This is a genomic window from Paenibacillus sp. WLX1005, assembly GCF_046603685.1.
In the GTDB taxonomy this organism is placed as follows: domain Bacteria; phylum Bacillota; class Bacilli; order Paenibacillales; family Paenibacillaceae; genus Saccharibacillus.
Genome location: NZ_CP176756.1, coordinates 479,016 through 494,693, shown reverse-complemented (window position 1 = coordinate 494,693; position 15,678 = coordinate 479,016). Strand labels below are relative to the sequence as shown.

The following is a 15,678-nucleotide window of genomic DNA, read 5'->3' as shown; positions in this document are numbered from 1 at the left end:
GAATAACCCCGGCTTTGCTTGGCAATGGATCAGAAACCTGAACTTCATTGTTAGCGAGACCTTTACCACAAAATTGGTGAAGACTCGCTATCTTTTGGGAGACCTTTACCTTTGTGGTAAAGGTCTCTTTTTATATAGAGGCTGCTAGTGGCCGTTAACAACAATTTATTTTTAGGAGGAGTCTTATGGATGCAGCATTATTGTTAGAGTATGGCTGGGTACTGCTCGTACTGGTCGCGCTGGAGGGTTTGCTCGCTGCCGATAACGCGCTCGTGCTGGCGATTATGGTTAAGCACTTACCAGATGAGCAACGCAAAAAGGCATTGTTCTACGGTTTGTTCGGGGCATTCGTGTTCCGCTTTGCTTCCCTGTTTATTATCTCGTTCCTCGTTGACGTATGGCAGGTGCAGGCGATTGGTGCCCTTTATCTGTTGTACATTTCCATCAACCATATCGTCCGGCATGTATTCGCCAAGCCGAAGACGGATGAAGCGGCTGACGACAAAGGGCCAGCTGCCAATCCGAAGAAGCAATCCGGTTTCTGGATGACGGTCTTCAAAGTGGAAGTTGCCGATATCGCGTTTGCGGTTGACTCCATTCTGGCAGCGGTCGCGCTGGCTGTGGCATTGCCTGCAAGTGGTTTGCCGCCAATCGGCGGTTTGGATGGCGGTCAGTTTATCGTTATCTTCTTGGGTGGTTTGATCGGTCTGATCATCATGCGTTTCGCCGCTTCGTTCTTCGTGAAGCTGTTGCAGGAACGTCCGGGTCTGGAGATCGCCGCATTCGTTATCGTCGGCTGGGTCGGTGTGAAGCTCGCGGTGATTACGCTGGCTCACCCATCACTGGCAGTCATTTCGGAACACTTCCCTGAAAATAAAATCTGGAAATTCAGCTTCTACGTTGTTCTGGTTGCCATCGCTGCTGCGGGCTGGTTCTTGTCCAGCAAGCGTGAGATTCCGGCAGAAGACAACGCAGTCAAAGAAGTGAAGCAAGAGATCAAAGAAGACCTGTAACACCATAAGCTTCTAATCTTATAGACAAGTCATAGGTCGTGTATTACGATTCACGACTTATGGCAAGTACGAATGGGCAGTCTCTACGGAGGCTGCCTTTTTGTTATATTCCATATCAATTTACCTGCACATCAATACAGGATACATATAATATTTTTTCAAAATTATGGATTTAATATTATTTTTTTGAATAAAGTGACGAAATAGTAATATGTAAATGTTTATTTCCAGCTCTACTCCTCTCGCTTGACGGTTACTGCTTGAGCCGTCCATTTCTCCCTCATCTATAGCCTGAACGTTACGCACACGCATCTGGCATCTTGTAATTTGATTTTGTGAATTACATAGCTTCAGCCAAGCATGACACTACACCAAATGGAGTGAATATTATGCGAATTGCCGGTAATTTCAAGACGTTTACCAAGTTGATCACTGCTTTTATTCTGGTATCCCTCATCGTTGCCGCTGTTGGTCTGTATAGCATGATCAATCTGGATCGGATCAAAGGTAGCGTAGATAACCTGTATAACAATAATCTGGTTTCCATGCAGCATCTGTCCGACGCCGAACTTGCTTTGCAAAAAATGCGTGTCGCTTCGCGCGATATCGCCCTTAGCTCCACCGCGCAGGATAAACAAACGGTACTGGATACAGTGCCCGGTCTGATCGAAGAAGTCAATGCAGGCATTACAGGCTATCGCAGTACTCCGCTGTCGAACGAAGAACAAACCGAGCTGCAAAATTTTGAACAACTTTGGACGACGTATCAGCAAGTCTACAATCAAGCGATCCAACTGGCACAAACGTCTTCCGCTACCGCCTTCCAAAACTTTGTCAAAGAAAGTGTTGTCCCTGCCGGCACAGATATGTACGCCAGCATTGCCAAATTGAACGAATTGAATGTGCAGCAGGCAAGTACTGCCAATCAGTCTGCCAATACGATATTTAACAACTCTCGTCTGTGGACGATGATCTGGATTGTGGTTGGCTTTGCCTTCTCAATCATACTCGGTACTGTAATCGCCCGCATGATCAGTCGTCCGCTCAAGCAAATTGCTGCGCTGCTCAAAGATGTAGCTGCGGGTGATCTGCGTCAGCGCTCCCCATTGACCGGACGCGATGAGATCGGTCAGCTGGCTGCCGCTGCGAATGATATGTCCACTCGTCTTAACAAGCTGGTATCCAGCATTATCGATTCTGCACAGAATGTAGCCGCTACCTCTGAGCAAATCTCTGCCAGCACACAAGAGATTGCCAGCAATAGTGCGAACCAATCCCAATCTGCCCACTCCATTGCCCAGCTGTTCCGCGATATGTCGACCGCTATTGATGACGTAGCACACAGTGCCGAAGAAGCCGCCGAAATTGCCGACCGTACCGTAGAAAAAGCGCGCAAAGGCAGTGCGCTGGTCAACCAGTCTGCTGATGGTATGCAGCTGATGAGTGCCCAAATGCGCAAGCTGGAGCTGGATTCCAATCAGATCGGTGACATTATCGAAGTCATCGACGATATCGCCAATCAGACGAATCTGCTGGCGCTGAATGCTGCGATCGAAGCAGCACGCGCTGGTGAGCAAGGTCAAGGCTTTGCTGTTGTTGCCGACGAAGTACGCAAACTGGCAGAACGCAGCGGAACTGCGACTAAGGAAATTACCGGCATTATCCGCTCCATGCAGAAAAATATGCAGCAAAGTTTGAACTCTGCCGAGCTGAACACCGAGCATTCGGTGAATACGAGTGAAGCATTTAACGATATTATGGGTCGCATTAATGACTCGTCACTGAAAATTAACGGTATCGCCGCTGCCAGTGAAGAACAGAGTGCGCAATCGTCCGAAGTGGTCAATTCGGTCAATGAAATTGCCGCCGCTAGCGAAGAAGTAGCTTCGGCGTGCGAACAAACTGCCACCTCCTCACAAACACTGGCACAATTGGCTGAACATTTGCAAGATTCGGTCAATACATTCAAAATTTAATCACTGTTGTACCCGGCATCAATATGATGCTGGTGGAAATATATGTGGATCATTCATCTACTCCAAAAGATGATTTATATGCTCCAGCTATGCTCCAACATTGCAATAACCTGAAAAGCGGCTGCCCTCTGCATGTGAAGGGTAGCCGCTTTTCAGGTTTATTTTCGAATTAGATTCATATCCGAATATCGATAGCATTCCCTGTTGATCCTTGCAGTATACGATATGGTCAGTATCCTATACTGTACATTACAAATGCTCGATGATATCGCCTGCCAGCAAGGAAGCCGGATTGCCGGGGCGTGACAGGGCAGCGATATCGCCAGCATGTCCGTGCAGATGAACGCCAAATGCCGCTGCCTGAATGCCATCCAGCCCCTGTGCAAGCAGACCGGAGATCACGCCCGTCAAGACGTCACCAGAGCCACCTGTTGCCATACCAGGATGCCCGGTGGTGTTAACGAATACACGACCATCTGGCGAAGCAATCACTGTACGTGCGCCCTTGAGTACAAGCGTGACACCATGCTCCTGCGCAAATTGGCGTGCTAGACCGATGCGATCGCGCTGGACTTCTTTGGTCGGTATGCCTGCCAGACGAGACATTTCACCAGGATGAGGTGTAAGAATAGTAGGTGCTTGGCGACGGCACCATTGGGTCAGCCCATCCGCTTCTGCGAGAATATTCAGACCGTCGGCGTCGATGACAAGCGGCTGTTCGCTCTGCTCCCATAACTGACGAAGCCAATCTCCATCCCCATCAAATCGTCCCAGACCGGGACCGATTGCCAGCACATCGGCTTTGTCTGCCTGTTCCAAAATAGTAGCTACCGTATCAGCAGTCCATTGTCCGTCCGGGTGTGATGATACTGGCGCCATCATCAGCTCTGGCACATGACCGACCATATGCTTCATTAGCTGCTCTGGCAGTAGCCATGTGACCAATCCGCTCCCAATACGCAGCGCTGAGCGCGATGCCATCAAGCCTGCACCACTCATATTGAGACTGCCACCTACGATCATAACGTGACCGTACGTGCCTTTGTGACCATCTACAGTGCGAGTACGTTCGGTATCTATTTTCAATACTTGACGCAGTGTATCGTCTGTAATGAGATGTGTTTGCATGTTGGCATTGTGTGCGACGCTACGTGGAATGCCGATGGCGCGTACGATTACATCGCCCGCATTGCCTGCACCCGGATACTGGGTTAAGCCTTGTTTTAGAAAAGCGAGACAGACCGTTACTTTTGCCTGAATACAATGCTCCGCCACTTCGCCCGTATCGGCGTTCAAGCCGCTCGGAATGTCGGCGGCGATGATATCCTTGCCACTGTGATTGGCAGAACGGATGATTGATGCGTACGGTTCGCGTGGTTCGCCCTTGCTGCCAGTGCCAAGCAGACAGTCGATAATCCCGGTGTAAGGTTGCCACTGAGTCTGCGGTGATGCCGATTCAGCAGAAGAAGATTGGGCATTGTTAGCATGCTGTTCATCGTCACCTTGTCCATCAGATGGCAGATTCCAGCTGTCATTCCAGACGATATGAGGAATACCAGAGTGCTGCGCCGCATCCCGCTGTAATGCAGCATCACCGCCAAGCTCTGACGGCTCGGTTGCATACAGCAGTGTGACCTTGATTCCCGCATCTTGTAAATAACGTGCCGCCACTAGTCCATCGCCGCCATTATTGCCTTTGCCAATCAGTATGAGCCAGTGTTGATGCTGACGATGCGGGATGACGTGTTCATCGCTGCGGATGCCGCTGCGCCGTTTCAGTGAAGGTCCAGATGGCACATCTGCCTGCTCCTCCTGCTTGCCACCGATCCATGTCATCACTTCCTCGGCGATGGCTTTGCCTGCACTTTCCATCAAGGACATTGCCGGAATGCCCAGTTGCTCTATCGTATGCTGATCCAGATTGCGCATTTGCTCTGCGGTAACGATATACATAAAAAAGCCCCTTTTCCGTATATGATTGAGCTGCATACTATCACTCTGTTCTTGCCAAACTCTACTGTTCTATTAACCGTATTCGTATCCTTTCCATTCTGATCCAATGGGTAAAATAAAAGACACCGCCGAAAAGGGCAGTGTCTTGAGGTTACCTTGTTTCTATCCAGTGACTTTATATCTCATTCCAGTGACTGCATATCGCATTGCTTGATATTATTTCATCCCTTGGGTTCTTTTACACTTGATCAATACGCTACGGTAAAGCGATCCTGTACAAACTGCGGATCTTCCACCTCATCGAACAACGCTGCTGCGTAGTCTTCGGCAGAGATGCGGCTTGCCCCGTCATCATCGGTGATTAGACGAGACGTACCGATACGGAAGTTACCGGTGCGCTTGCCCGGTTCAATCCAGCTTGCCGGACTCACATATGTCCATTCCAGACCGCTCTGACGATACACTTCATACGCTTCCGCGTGCGCCTGTGCCAGCGGTTTGATCTCCTCGGGGAAATCGGCGGTATCCATCAGACGTACACCCGGTTCCACTTCCAGACTACCAGCGCCGCCAACAATGACGAGGCGCTGAATGCCTGCATTTTTTACACCTGCACTAATGCAGCGCGCGGCTTCCGGCAGTTCTTCCTCATTGCCAAATTGTGGTCCAAAGGCGCTGATCACGACATCATGCCCGGACACTGCCGCTTCGACACTTGCCGGATCAAGTACATTGACACGTACCAGATGCAGCTGCTCCTGCTGTTGATCAAATTTGGACAAGTCGCGTCCAGCTGCGGTCACTTCATAACGACGACGCAACCCTTCTTGTACAAGGCGCTGACCGATCATACCGCTGGCGCCGATAATAATAATTTTCATCCTCTATCCATCCTTTCCGTCATGACAGTACCTGACTTGAGGTTCTGTCCTTACATACCCGGTACAGCCGGAACTGATTCAGTTCTGCTGACCGATCGCTTGACGGACTTCTTCCATCTGTTGCAGATCGGTCGTCACCTGACGCAGTGTGATCTGCTCCAGCTCATGCTCCATCGCACGCTGCGCTCTGGCGAATACCTGCTCCAATTCCTGCTGGATATTGCGCCCGATATCGCAATCCAGATTCGGGGTATCATGAATCGCAAACAGCTCATCCCGATTCTCGCTCTGTACCGCACGGTAAATGTGCAGCAGCGTAATCTCGCCTGCTGGACGGGTCAGCTGTGCTCCGGCAACACCAGGTTGTGTCCGCAAAATGCCTGCTTTGGTCAGCAAGCTGATCATGCGGCGAATCACGACCGGGTTCGTATTGACGCTGCCCGCAATCATTTCCGAAGTAATCCGGCCTTCGGTAGAGTCGAGCAGTGACAGTGTGTGTATCGCTACGGCAAAACGGCTATTGTACGCCATACGGATTCCTCCTTTTTCCTGCCTGATGGTTATGCAGATTATCGTCGTCCCGGCTTGAGTATGCTATCTATACGTGTATATCGAAGTACTTATGTCCATCATCAATCACTTCAGTCCATATCCCAGTATACCAGTATTTCACCCAAAACTGACAACTGATTATCTAAACAATCAGCAGAAAGAAACGCAAAATGCTTTTTTTCGTTTAATACTATAATGTAAGCCTGTCTATGCAGTCTCAACTCATTCCCTATCGAAAGGAAGTGCAGTATACATGTACAATAATGCGTTGCCTGTTATGAAATGGTTGACGTTCGCTCTGGAGGCATTGATGGCGATTCCGCTGATTGGCGGAACCTTCGTCATTAGCTACGGGTACGGACCGCTATTTATCGCTTTTATCCTGCATCTGATTACGCTGGTGCTGGCTATTCGTGCACGTCGCTCGCCGTTTGGTAATGCGATCGGTATTGTGACGTCAGCGATCGCTTGGATTCCGGTTGTTGGCTGGATTATGCATACGATTACGGCAATTGTGCTGCTGCTCGAATCGATTGCGGTAACGATGCGCGGCACGTCGGTTCATCAGCCACCATACGATCAATATAATCGTCGTTACTAATCGGACGAACAGGGATTACCTCACGTTGCTGTAGCAATATCGGCTTCTTCCAGCGTCCATTGTCTGCTTGGATCATACGCTTCAACAATAGGTAAGATCATTCGCTAGAACAACAAGGTGTTGAATCAGCGGCACGGTTGTGCAATAGTGGTATCAGCAAGCTGGAAAGCGACCAATGGTTGTAAAAGGAGTGAACAAGGTGGACGCATGGCAATCAAGCATGTGGCAATACGACCAGATCGGATGGATCTGGTCGAGTGTCGCCATGCTGGCTTTGCTGGCGGCGGTGTATGGATTCTCCGCCGCACAGCGCAAGCGAACCGACCGCGAACGGATGCGCCGGATCGAAGTCAGTTTGAATCATTTTACCCGGGCAGCCGGACATCTGTATCCGGTAGTTAGTGCCACTGGTGTTGCTTCCCCCGTATCAGCATCCGACCGCAGCGAAGTGGCATTAACCGCTGAAATCGTACTTGCCTGCAAAGCTGCACCGTATGCAGATCATGAGCTGGTCGAGCGCATCGACCGCTATCTGGATATGCAAAATCGACAGGCAATGCTGCTGCTATATCGCACATTGGAGATGAATATTAGCCGTCTGACCCGCGAACGCAAACAATTGCTGGCACGTGGCGAACAGCCGCACTGGGGATTGTTGTTCTGGCTAACGCTGCGTCCCCTGCTGCCGCTCGTAGTGTTGCTGCTAGAAGGTGCGCTGCTAGTGCACAGTTTGCAGGCGATACATATAGCGCAACTGGCGGGCCCACCGGCGCCTTTCTTCGTATTACTACGGTTGATTTCGCTAACAGGTGCACTGCTGTTGTTGTACGGTGTGCTTAGTGCACAATTTAGAGAAAGCGGGCGCCGGACGTCATTTGTGATCAACGCACTCGTGATCGCGGGGCTTGGATTGCTGCATCTGTTCGGCTTGGCGGTAGCACCGTATGTACTGATTGTTCAGGTATTGGTCTTTGCAGTCGGATATCGATTCACTCAGGAGCCAAAGCGCAAGGAGCGTCCATATGCGGGCGAGTACAAATAATCTACACTGTAGCGCTTGATTGAGCGAAAGAAGAATAACTACTATGCAGTGCTATGATGTACAGATTGTATAGTTTACAGTATCGAATACAGCCTGTGCCCAAAAAATGGGTTACAGGCTGTTTTTGTTGTATTTGATTTCTTGAAGGATTGTCTATTATCCAACACACCAGCAATTCTTTTTATAAAAGATAATACAAAAGAAGCTGACTCCTCACGAGTCAGCTCCTTGTACCAAAGATCATGTATATCCAGTATATCAATCTTCCACTTCGTTCATATCCGCCATCAGACATACGGGACGATCTACAGTCAGTTCGTGACCCGTTGGAGTTAAACGACCAGTCTCTGGATCGGCGGCAAACTGCACGATATTGCCGGAATCCTGGTTGCAGACGAGTACGTATCCACCGGGAACGACGGCAAAGTTGCGGGGCGTTCTGCCTTTGACATGTACCCATTCCACTACCGATACCGTCCCTGCTTCCTGATCGATAGCATACTGCACGATGCTATCATGCCCGCGATTGGACGCATACACATAACGACCGCACAACGATAGGCGAATATCACCACCGGTATTCTCTTCATCGAAGTCTTTTGGCAGTGTAGATACAGTATTCAGAATCTCCAATACGCCGGTTTCTACGTTGCGGAAGTAAGCAGTCACTGTGCTATCCAGTTCATTGATCCCATATGCTAGCTGACCATTTGGATGAAAGACCAGATGACGCGGGCCTGCGGCTGAAGGCAGCGACGTGCTACCAGCTTCGGTAAGACTGCCATCTTCGCCCAAATGATACGCAGCTACGATATCCTGTCCCAGATCAGATACGTACGCGATGCTACCATCCAGCGATGGCACGATAGAATGCGTATGCGCGGCATCCTGACGTTCAGGGTAAGTCCCTTTCCCCTCATGCTGCACATTGCCGCTACGGTCGCCCAGACTGCCGTCTTCGTTTACAGGAAACGAGCTGGCATTCGCGCCGGTATAGTTCGCAGCCAGCAAATACCGACCGTCCGGTGTCAATTGCACATAACATGGCGCTCCACCGCCAGTTGGCTTGCGATCCAGCAGATGCAAGGCGTGTTCACTATCGATAGAATATGCCAGCACTTCGCCCTCGTCCTTTTCGCTGGCAGCATACAGATGCGTCGCATCCTCTGACAATGCCAGATAGGACGGATTCTCTACCCCTTTCACATGGGAAACGAGCTTCAGCTCACCTGTATTCTGATTCATTATTGCTACATGAATTCCTGCTTCTTGTGTCTCGGCATATGTACCGATATAAAGCCATACCTGATGATCGATTACTGACATGATGATTCCCCTCTCTGCAACTATGATGGTATAGCACGTCAATCGCGACAGGCGATGTCATTAAAAAGGCATCTACACCTGCACGACGCAATATTATGCGGATCGGCTATAGAAAAAGCCTGTTCAGTGAACAGGCACACTCTCTATTTAATACCGAATCCATCCGTTCCTGAATCAGCAGAGCACGTATTTGTCATCCAGTCAGCCACAACCATTACAACCAAATCGGACTAGCGTGATGATTCGGCTGCATCGTCTTTATTCATGCGACTGAACAGCAACCGCACTAGTGGTGGGATACCGATAAAGATCAGCATTGTACGAAATAGCTGGTAGCAACTCACGGTTGCGATATCGGCATGTACTTCATGCGCGATAATGCCCATTTGATCCATACCGCCCGGTGCCATACTCAGCAGACCTGTTGCAGCAGAGACACCGTGCCATTTCATCAGCACCAGTGTCATGATGCAGGCGAAGACAATCAGCAAGACGCCACTGCCCAGCGCCAACAGAATCATGCGCCGCTTACGCTGCAATTGCTCAGGATGCAGCATCAGACCGACCGAACTACCGATTAGCAGCTGTGCCACATCCAGCACAGCAACAGGCAACGCCGGACCGTGCAGATCGATCAGTTGCAGCACAAAGGTCATGATCATCGGCAATAGCAAATATGCAGTCGGGAAGCGAACTTTTTTGCCTATCCATGCTGCCAGCGGGCAAAGAATCAGAAATGGAAGAATAGCGGGGAACAACGCGCTCCAACTCCCCGACGAGCGTACTACTGTGCCCGATACGGCATCCGCATCCACGCCAAACAATGGGCTGAACACAAGCAGTGGCACGAAGATAACGATCATCATCAACCGCGACACCTGCAAAAAGGTCACTACCGTAATATCAATGCCTTTCTGTTCCTCTGCCAGCACAATGACCTGACTGAGCCCACCCGGAATGCTGCCAATCAGCATCGTTTGAAATGGAATGCCTGTCCAGCGCGACAATACATACGCGATCAACATAGAGAATAACAGTAGCAACAGCGTCAATGTAATCATCGATGGCAATTGCTGACCGATCTGTCCTAATGTTGATACCGTCAGCGATAACCCTATCGAATAACCGACGATCATAATACCGGCATTTTTCGCGGCGGCAGGCCACGACGGTTGCCAGCGCTTCAATAGTCGCGAACCAATGAATACGCTAATCATCGGACCGAGCAACCACGGCACCGGCAAATGTAGCAGGCTGAACAATACACCGCCAATCAGGGCACACAGCAGCGTGCTGCCCCAACTTCTCCAGCGGATGGAAGAAGTCACGAAGAAGCTACCAGCTCACGAATACGTCCATGAATATCGCCGTGGAATGCTCCGCCATGATAGCAGACGACCTTGTCGATATCCAGCTCCAGAAAGGCTTGCAGCGATTGCACTGCCAACGGATAATCTGGAGTAAAATTCGGCACTGGTCCGTCCAGCTGCCCGTCATTCACCGCCATCGCATCGCCAGCAAACAGCGTCTTGCTGCCTGGATGATACAGACTGATATGACCGGGTGTATGTCCCGGTGTATAAATGACTTGCAGACCACCAGCCAGTGGTAACACATCGCCGTCTTGCAGCACATCAGTAACGTTCGGCGGTGTATCTGCGGAGAAGACCGCGCGGAACTGCTGGGCAGTCTCCGGCGTGAGCGAGGACAGCATCATGTTGAGTCGCTCCGGTGTAGCTTTTAGAAAAGGAGCAGTGCCGTCAATCACCTTACGATCCCCTTCATGCGCGTACACGTTCAGTTCGCCACCACCTGCGGCGATCCATTGTGGCAACGTACCTACATGGTCGATATCCTGATGCGTCAGAATCACTCCGGCTACCGGATAATCTGGTTGGAGCAATGCATTCAACTTGTCATAACTGCCCGGTATCCCCGTATCAAATAGATAGGCACGCCCCTCTTCATAAATGACAAACGGATGCAGTACGGCCGCATGACCACCCATCGTCACTTCCAAATGAAGCACTTCGATCTGTTCATTACTATTCATATCTATTCCAAAGCCTGCCAGCGCAAGCTTCGGTTCACCTCCCAGAGCGGAATGATTGATCTGTTCCATTATCATTCTTTCCAGTCGGAATTGTCAAAATAATACCACCTGTTAATTATGTATATATCATCATAACAAACGGATCAGGCGTCTACCTGTGTCGTGACACATCCTGATCCGTTTACATAGAGCATACCCGATTACGTCCTTCACGCTTGGCACGATACAATGCCTGATCCGCTTGTTCCAACAACATATGCGCATCGGTAGCCGGAAAGGTCGCGATGCCGATCGAGATTGTAATATGCAGCTGTTTGCCATTCAACAGCGGAAAGGCGTGCTGTTCTACCAACTTTCTCAAATGCTCTGCCATATGCTGCGCTTGATCAAATCGGCAATGATTGAGCAGTACGACAAATTCTTCTCCACCTTTGCGGGCACACTGATCAGACGAACGCACAAAATCCATCAGCAATTCACCAAATATAGAGAGCACCGTATCCCCGGCACCATGTCCATACGTATCATTAATCGATTTGAAATAATCAATATCGATCATTAACAATGAAAAAGGCTCCCGCGTCTGTCCAGCCCGTTGCAGCTTCTGCTCCATAATCGATTCAAAGGCACGCGAGTTGTACAGCCCTGTCAGATGATCCCGACTCGCCTTTTCTTTGAGCAAATGTAGAGAACGGTTGGAACGACTCAGATAGGTGAGCAGCAAATACGTGAATACCCCGCCTGCAAAATAACTGAGCATAACGATCAGCGTACTCAGTAATCCACTGTTCGGTACGGCAAAATAAACAACGACACACGGCATCAGCATACCACCTGCGATAATGCCCAACCAGCGGCGAAATGACTTGCGATGCGAATACGTAAACAGCAACGCCGACAGTACATATGTAGTCGCCACCATCGTTGTACCCGCCAGCAATCCCGCCAAATTATTAATATCCAATAAAAGGAAGCGACCAAGCAAAATGCAGACTAACGCGATACCGCCCGCAAACCGCCCAGCCATGTACACTGCACTCACAATCGCCAGCGCACGCATATCCAGATGAAATCCACCGGGTGCCCCACTGCTTAACAGCATTAGCCCGATTCCAAGTACGCCATGCAATAAGCCCGCCAGATAGGGATACGCTGCATGATAACGCGGGAACTTCTCTTTGAACCGATTCAACAGCAAGTTCGTAAAAAACAAAAAAGCTGTAACCATAGTCAGATTATTAATCAAAATAAGCATCATAGTAAGCCTTTCATATATGCCAACGTGGCAGTTTATCAATGGTTTTCTACATCATATTCAATAAAAGACATATTATTCACGCTACGTCTCAGTCAACATAATTCAGCAACTATACTATATAATACGGCAAATCAACACTATTATTTCATAGATGTACCAAAGAAACTTTATGCTGTACGGATAACGACGCATTGAATCATAGCATGCGCAAATGTAATGTGTAAAGGAATGGTACATCCTCTACCAAACACCATTTTCGACAGATATTACCGATACATGCCGCAAAAAAACCGGTGTCGGATGACACCGGTCTGTACGACGTATACAATCTACTGTCCAGCGGATGGACGAATAGAGAGAATAACAAAGGAGCTACAATTTAGAACGAGTTTTTAACGACAGCTTCAGTCAGGGGGAAACGACCAGATGCGTAAGCAGGCTTCGCTGCTTTTCCTACAGTGATCAGCATAACCGGAACATAACGCTCAGGCACGTTGAAGTGCTCCACGAATGTCGCTGCGTTAAATCCGCCCATTGGGCAAGTGTCATAACCAAGTGCGCGTGCTGCCAGCATCAGGTTCATCGCTGCCAGAGAAGCATTGGACAGTGCGCTATTGCGCGCTACATCCGGGTTCTGGTAAGCGCCATTGATCTGACCTACGAGCGTATCGCGGATTTCCTGTGTCATGCCGCCAGCTTCTACCAGTGCATCATAGACGATAGCTGCGTTTTTGTTCGCTTCCAGATCGCCCAGTACCGCTACGGTAAACGAGCTTTCTGTTACTTGCGATTGATTGTAGGCGATAGGCAGCAGTTCTTGCTTTTTCGCTTCATCGTCGATCACAAGGAATTTCCAGTGTTGCAGATTCCATGCAGATGGAGCAGCATTGGCTGCGGACAGGATCGTATCCATATCGTCCTGTGGAATCACGTACCCTTTTTCGTATACTTTTACCGAATGACGGTCTTCAATTACTTGAATTGTTTCTGGTTTAACCACGTTGGACATGTAGAACACTCCTCGATCAAAAGTAGGAAACTATACGGAACAGGTATAAAGCTTATTTTTAGTAATCAGATATCGTTTCCACTGTGATTATATAAGCGTACAAATGGAGTGTCAACTGTAATTATCCAGTCACCTGATCTTTTAACGTGGCGTTAACGCTTGTGAAGTCTGACGAACCCAGTCCAGCAATCGCAAATCCTGTCCCGGACCAGCGATCACCGATAAACCAACCGGTGCGCCCTCAATCAATCCAGCCGGAATGCTCACCTGCGGCAAGCCGGACAGACCCGCGATGCAGGACAGCTGCATCGTGCGTGAACGACGCTGTTCATTGGCTTCACCTTCAATATGGACAGCCGGTGCCGGCCCGGTAGCTGTTGGCAAAATCAGCAGTCCGTTGTTACCGAGCAGTTGATGCAATCGGTCACGTACCTCATTCATCAGCGCGAATGCTTCGCCACTCTGTTCCCGCTGCAACGTGGATGCCCATTGGAAGCGTCCAGCGATATCGTCGGCGAAGGTTGGCTGTACCTCTTCAATCCACTGCTGATGTTGCTCCCAGATCTCGATACCCTGCACTGTACGGAACGCGGTCATCCATGCTGCTAGCCCTTCTGGCGCGATAGCGATCTGCTCTTGTTTTACAGCCCCTTCCTGAGAAGAAGCACCAGATAGTAGACGCTCCGCCACCTGACGCAGCAGTTCGCTCGTCTCCGCTTCTGCCCCTGCCCACGCCTCTTGCGGCCAATACACGATATCAAAAGAGTCGCCAGAATGCGGCTGTGCAGCTGCTGCTACATCCTGCAACAGCGCCTGCCCTACTCTGTACAGCACATCCGCACTGTTCGCCATCCAGCCTACTGTATCAAATCCTTGCGCCAGTGGAATCACACCGTGAATGTCTACCAGTCCATGAGTCGGACGAATGCCATAAATGCCGCAGTACGACGACGGGATACGCACCGAACCGCCCGTATCTGTCCCGATCGCAAAGTCACGCAACCCAGCGGACACAGCTACCGCGGAACCGCTCGATGAGCCGCCGGGAATACGATCAGGCGCCTGCGGATTGACCGGCGTGCCGTAGTGTACATTTTGCCCGTTCAGGCTGTACATCAATTCGTCCGTATGCGTCGTTCCACGCAGCTCCGCTCCCGCTTCCAGCAGCTTGCGGATCGCTGGCGCAGTCTGTTCTGCTGGACTATGTGTGCGCAGCCAATCTGGATTCCCTGCACTGGATGTGTAACCTTCCAGCGCGAATACATCCTTTACCCCAAACGTCAAACCGGATAGCTGTCCTTCTGCCGAATGATGAGATAGCGTCCACTGTTCATTTACAAATGCGTTCCAATTCTGCGTCATGATGGTTCCTCCCTGGCAAACAAAATACATTTTCTATTGAAATCAATTATTTATCATTATATATTTATTCATATTGTAATGAAAAGTATTATTTTGCAGTCGAAAAGAAAGTGAAATTCACATATGGCTGACATAATATACGAAAACATAAGGAGTGATTAACGATGCATCCTTCTCAGCCATCCGATGATATGCTGCCAGTCGATATTGATGATACCGATCGACGGATTATTGCTATTTTAAACCAGAATGGACGCATATCCTATACCGATCTTGCCAAGGATATCGGTCTGTCCCGAGTTGCTGTGCAGGCGCGTGTACATACGCTGATCGAGAACGGGATTATTGAGCGTTTTGCCGCTGTGATCAATCCGGCGAAGATCGGTATTGCTGTATCTGCCTTTTTCAATGTAGAGGTAGAGCCGAAGCATCTGCATGAAACGGCGGATATGCTTGCCGAAGAACCGGTAGTGACCAGTCTGTATCATATGACCGGACCAAGTAAGCTGCATATGCATGGACTGTTCCGCGACAACCATGAGATGGAGACGTTTTTGAAAGACAAACTATACACAATGCCGGGAATTATGAGCGTGGACTGCCAAGTGCTGATTACACGTTATAAAAGCCGGATGGGAATGAGGCTCTAATC

14 protein-coding genes are annotated in these 15,678 nt (G+C 49.7%); 5 read left to right on the top strand and 9 right to left on the bottom strand.

Translation table 11 applies throughout. From position 1 onward, the window contains the following. The first annotated feature begins 185 nt into the window (after positions 1 to 185). Positions 186 to 1,013 carry a TerC family protein gene (locus ACE3MZ_RS02060; protein WP_411344903.1) on the top strand — a complete coding sequence of 276 codons (828 nt, stop codon included), beginning with the start codon at positions 186 to 188 and terminating at the stop codon, positions 1,011 to 1,013. Positions 1,014 to 1,402: 389 nt separating this feature from the next. After that, positions 1,403 to 2,989 (top strand): methyl-accepting chemotaxis protein, encoded by a 1,587-nt coding sequence (locus tag ACE3MZ_RS02055; RefSeq protein WP_411344902.1) that lies wholly within the window; start codon positions 1,403 to 1,405, stop codon positions 2,987 to 2,989. Between the two features lie 249 nt (positions 2,990 to 3,238). Here the strand turns inward: ACE3MZ_RS02055 and ACE3MZ_RS02050 are convergent, their stop codons facing one another. From ACE3MZ_RS02050 to ACE3MZ_RS02040, 3 genes are all read right to left on the bottom strand, one after another. Continuing rightward, entirely contained in the window at positions 3,239 to 4,942 is a 1,704-nt protein-coding gene (locus ACE3MZ_RS02050) for an NAD(P)H-hydrate dehydratase (RefSeq protein WP_411344901.1), read from the bottom strand. 248 nt (positions 4,943 to 5,190) lie between these two features. Then, positions 5,191 to 5,823, bottom strand: coding sequence for an NAD(P)-dependent oxidoreductase (locus ACE3MZ_RS02045; protein ID WP_411344900.1), 633 nt, complete (start codon positions 5,821 to 5,823; stop codon positions 5,191 to 5,193). 78 nt (positions 5,824 to 5,901) lie between these two features. Next, on the bottom strand, positions 5,902 to 6,354 hold the full coding sequence (locus ACE3MZ_RS02040; RefSeq protein ID WP_411344899.1) for an Rrf2 family transcriptional regulator: 453 nt from the start codon (positions 6,352 to 6,354) through the stop codon (positions 5,902 to 5,904). 274 nt (positions 6,355 to 6,628) lie between these two features. On the opposite strand from ACE3MZ_RS02040, the gene ACE3MZ_RS02035 reads away from it, so the two are divergent. Both ACE3MZ_RS02035 and ACE3MZ_RS02030 read left to right on the top strand, forming a co-directional pair. Next, positions 6,629 to 6,976 carry a hypothetical protein gene (locus ACE3MZ_RS02035; protein ID WP_411344898.1) on the top strand — a complete coding sequence of 116 codons (348 nt, stop codon included), beginning with the start codon at positions 6,629 to 6,631 and terminating at the stop codon, positions 6,974 to 6,976. Between the two features lie 199 nt (positions 6,977 to 7,175). Then, the gene (locus ACE3MZ_RS02030; RefSeq protein WP_411344897.1) at positions 7,176 to 8,018 is read left to right on the top strand and encodes a hypothetical protein; all 843 of its coding nucleotides are present in this window, start codon (positions 7,176 to 7,178) and stop codon (positions 8,016 to 8,018) included. A gap of 258 nt (positions 8,019 to 8,276) precedes the next feature. Here the strand turns inward: ACE3MZ_RS02030 and ACE3MZ_RS02025 are convergent, their stop codons facing one another. The 6 genes from ACE3MZ_RS02025 to ACE3MZ_RS02000 form a co-directional block, all read right to left on the bottom strand. Next, a complete protein-coding gene (locus ACE3MZ_RS02025) occupies positions 8,277 to 9,344 on the bottom strand; it encodes a lactonase family protein (protein ID WP_411344896.1) in 1,068 nt (355 codons plus the stop codon). A 230-nt stretch (positions 9,345 to 9,574) separates the two neighbouring features. Next, on the bottom strand, positions 9,575 to 10,672 hold the full coding sequence (locus ACE3MZ_RS02020; protein ID WP_411344895.1) for an AbrB family transcriptional regulator: 1,098 nt from the start codon (positions 10,670 to 10,672) through the stop codon (positions 9,575 to 9,577). After that, positions 10,669 to 11,466, bottom strand: a complete 798-nt coding sequence (locus tag ACE3MZ_RS02015; protein WP_411344894.1) for an MBL fold metallo-hydrolase — start codon at positions 11,464 to 11,466, stop codon at positions 10,669 to 10,671. The genes ACE3MZ_RS02020 and ACE3MZ_RS02015 overlap by 4 nt, the downstream gene beginning before the upstream one ends. A 112-nt stretch (positions 11,467 to 11,578) precedes the next feature. Continuing rightward, positions 11,579 to 12,655, bottom strand: coding sequence for a GGDEF domain-containing protein (locus ACE3MZ_RS02010; protein WP_411344893.1), 1,077 nt, complete (start codon positions 12,653 to 12,655; stop codon positions 11,579 to 11,581). A gap of 379 nt (positions 12,656 to 13,034) precedes the next feature. Next, the gene (locus tag ACE3MZ_RS02005; protein WP_411344892.1) at positions 13,035 to 13,664 is read right to left on the bottom strand and encodes a nitroreductase family protein; all 630 of its coding nucleotides are present in this window, start codon (positions 13,662 to 13,664) and stop codon (positions 13,035 to 13,037) included. Between the two features lie 141 nt (positions 13,665 to 13,805). Beyond that, complete coding sequence (locus ACE3MZ_RS02000) at positions 13,806 to 15,026, bottom strand: amidase (protein WP_411344891.1); 1,221 nt, start codon at positions 15,024 to 15,026, stop codon at positions 13,806 to 13,808. A 164-nt stretch (positions 15,027 to 15,190) separates the two neighbouring features. Here ACE3MZ_RS02000 and ACE3MZ_RS01995 point away from each other — a divergent pair, with 164 nt between their 5' ends. Next, positions 15,191 to 15,676: an Lrp/AsnC family transcriptional regulator gene (locus tag ACE3MZ_RS01995; RefSeq protein WP_411344890.1), complete on the top strand. Its 486-nt coding sequence runs from the start codon at positions 15,191 to 15,193 to the stop codon at positions 15,674 to 15,676. Positions 15,677 to 15,678 lie beyond the last annotated feature (2 nt).

What these genes read in the sequence shown, in the direction of transcription:
- ACE3MZ_RS02060 (WP_411344903.1), top strand. Translation starts at nt 186, where the DNA reads ATGGATGCAGCATTATTGTTAGAGTATGGCTGGGTACTGCTCGTACTG.
- ACE3MZ_RS02055 (WP_411344902.1), top strand. Translation starts at nt 1,403, where the DNA reads ATGCGAATTGCCGGTAATTTCAAGACGTTTACCAAGTTGATCACTGCT.
- ACE3MZ_RS02050 (WP_411344901.1), bottom strand. Translation starts at nt 4,942, where the DNA reads ATGTATATCGTTACCGCAGAGCAAATGCGCAATCTGGATCAGCATACG.
- ACE3MZ_RS02045 (WP_411344900.1), bottom strand. Translation starts at nt 5,823, where the DNA reads ATGAAAATTATTATTATCGGCGCCAGCGGTATGATCGGTCAGCGCCTT.
- ACE3MZ_RS02040 (WP_411344899.1), bottom strand. Translation starts at nt 6,354, where the DNA reads ATGGCGTACAATAGCCGTTTTGCCGTAGCGATACACACACTGTCACTG.
- ACE3MZ_RS02035 (WP_411344898.1), top strand. Translation starts at nt 6,629, where the DNA reads ATGTACAATAATGCGTTGCCTGTTATGAAATGGTTGACGTTCGCTCTG.
- ACE3MZ_RS02025 (WP_411344896.1), bottom strand. Translation starts at nt 9,344, where the DNA reads ATGTCAGTAATCGATCATCAGGTATGGCTTTATATCGGTACATATGCC.
- ACE3MZ_RS02015 (WP_411344894.1), bottom strand. Translation starts at nt 11,466, where the DNA reads ATGGAACAGATCAATCATTCCGCTCTGGGAGGTGAACCGAAGCTTGCG.
- ACE3MZ_RS02010 (WP_411344893.1), bottom strand. Translation starts at nt 12,655, where the DNA reads ATGATGCTTATTTTGATTAATAATCTGACTATGGTTACAGCTTTTTTG.
- ACE3MZ_RS02005 (WP_411344892.1), bottom strand. Translation starts at nt 13,664, where the DNA reads ATGTCCAACGTGGTTAAACCAGAAACAATTCAAGTAATTGAAGACCGT.
- ACE3MZ_RS02000 (WP_411344891.1), bottom strand. Translation starts at nt 15,026, where the DNA reads ATGACGCAGAATTGGAACGCATTTGTAAATGAACAGTGGACGCTATCT.
- ACE3MZ_RS01995 (WP_411344890.1), top strand. Translation starts at nt 15,191, where the DNA reads ATGCATCCTTCTCAGCCATCCGATGATATGCTGCCAGTCGATATTGAT.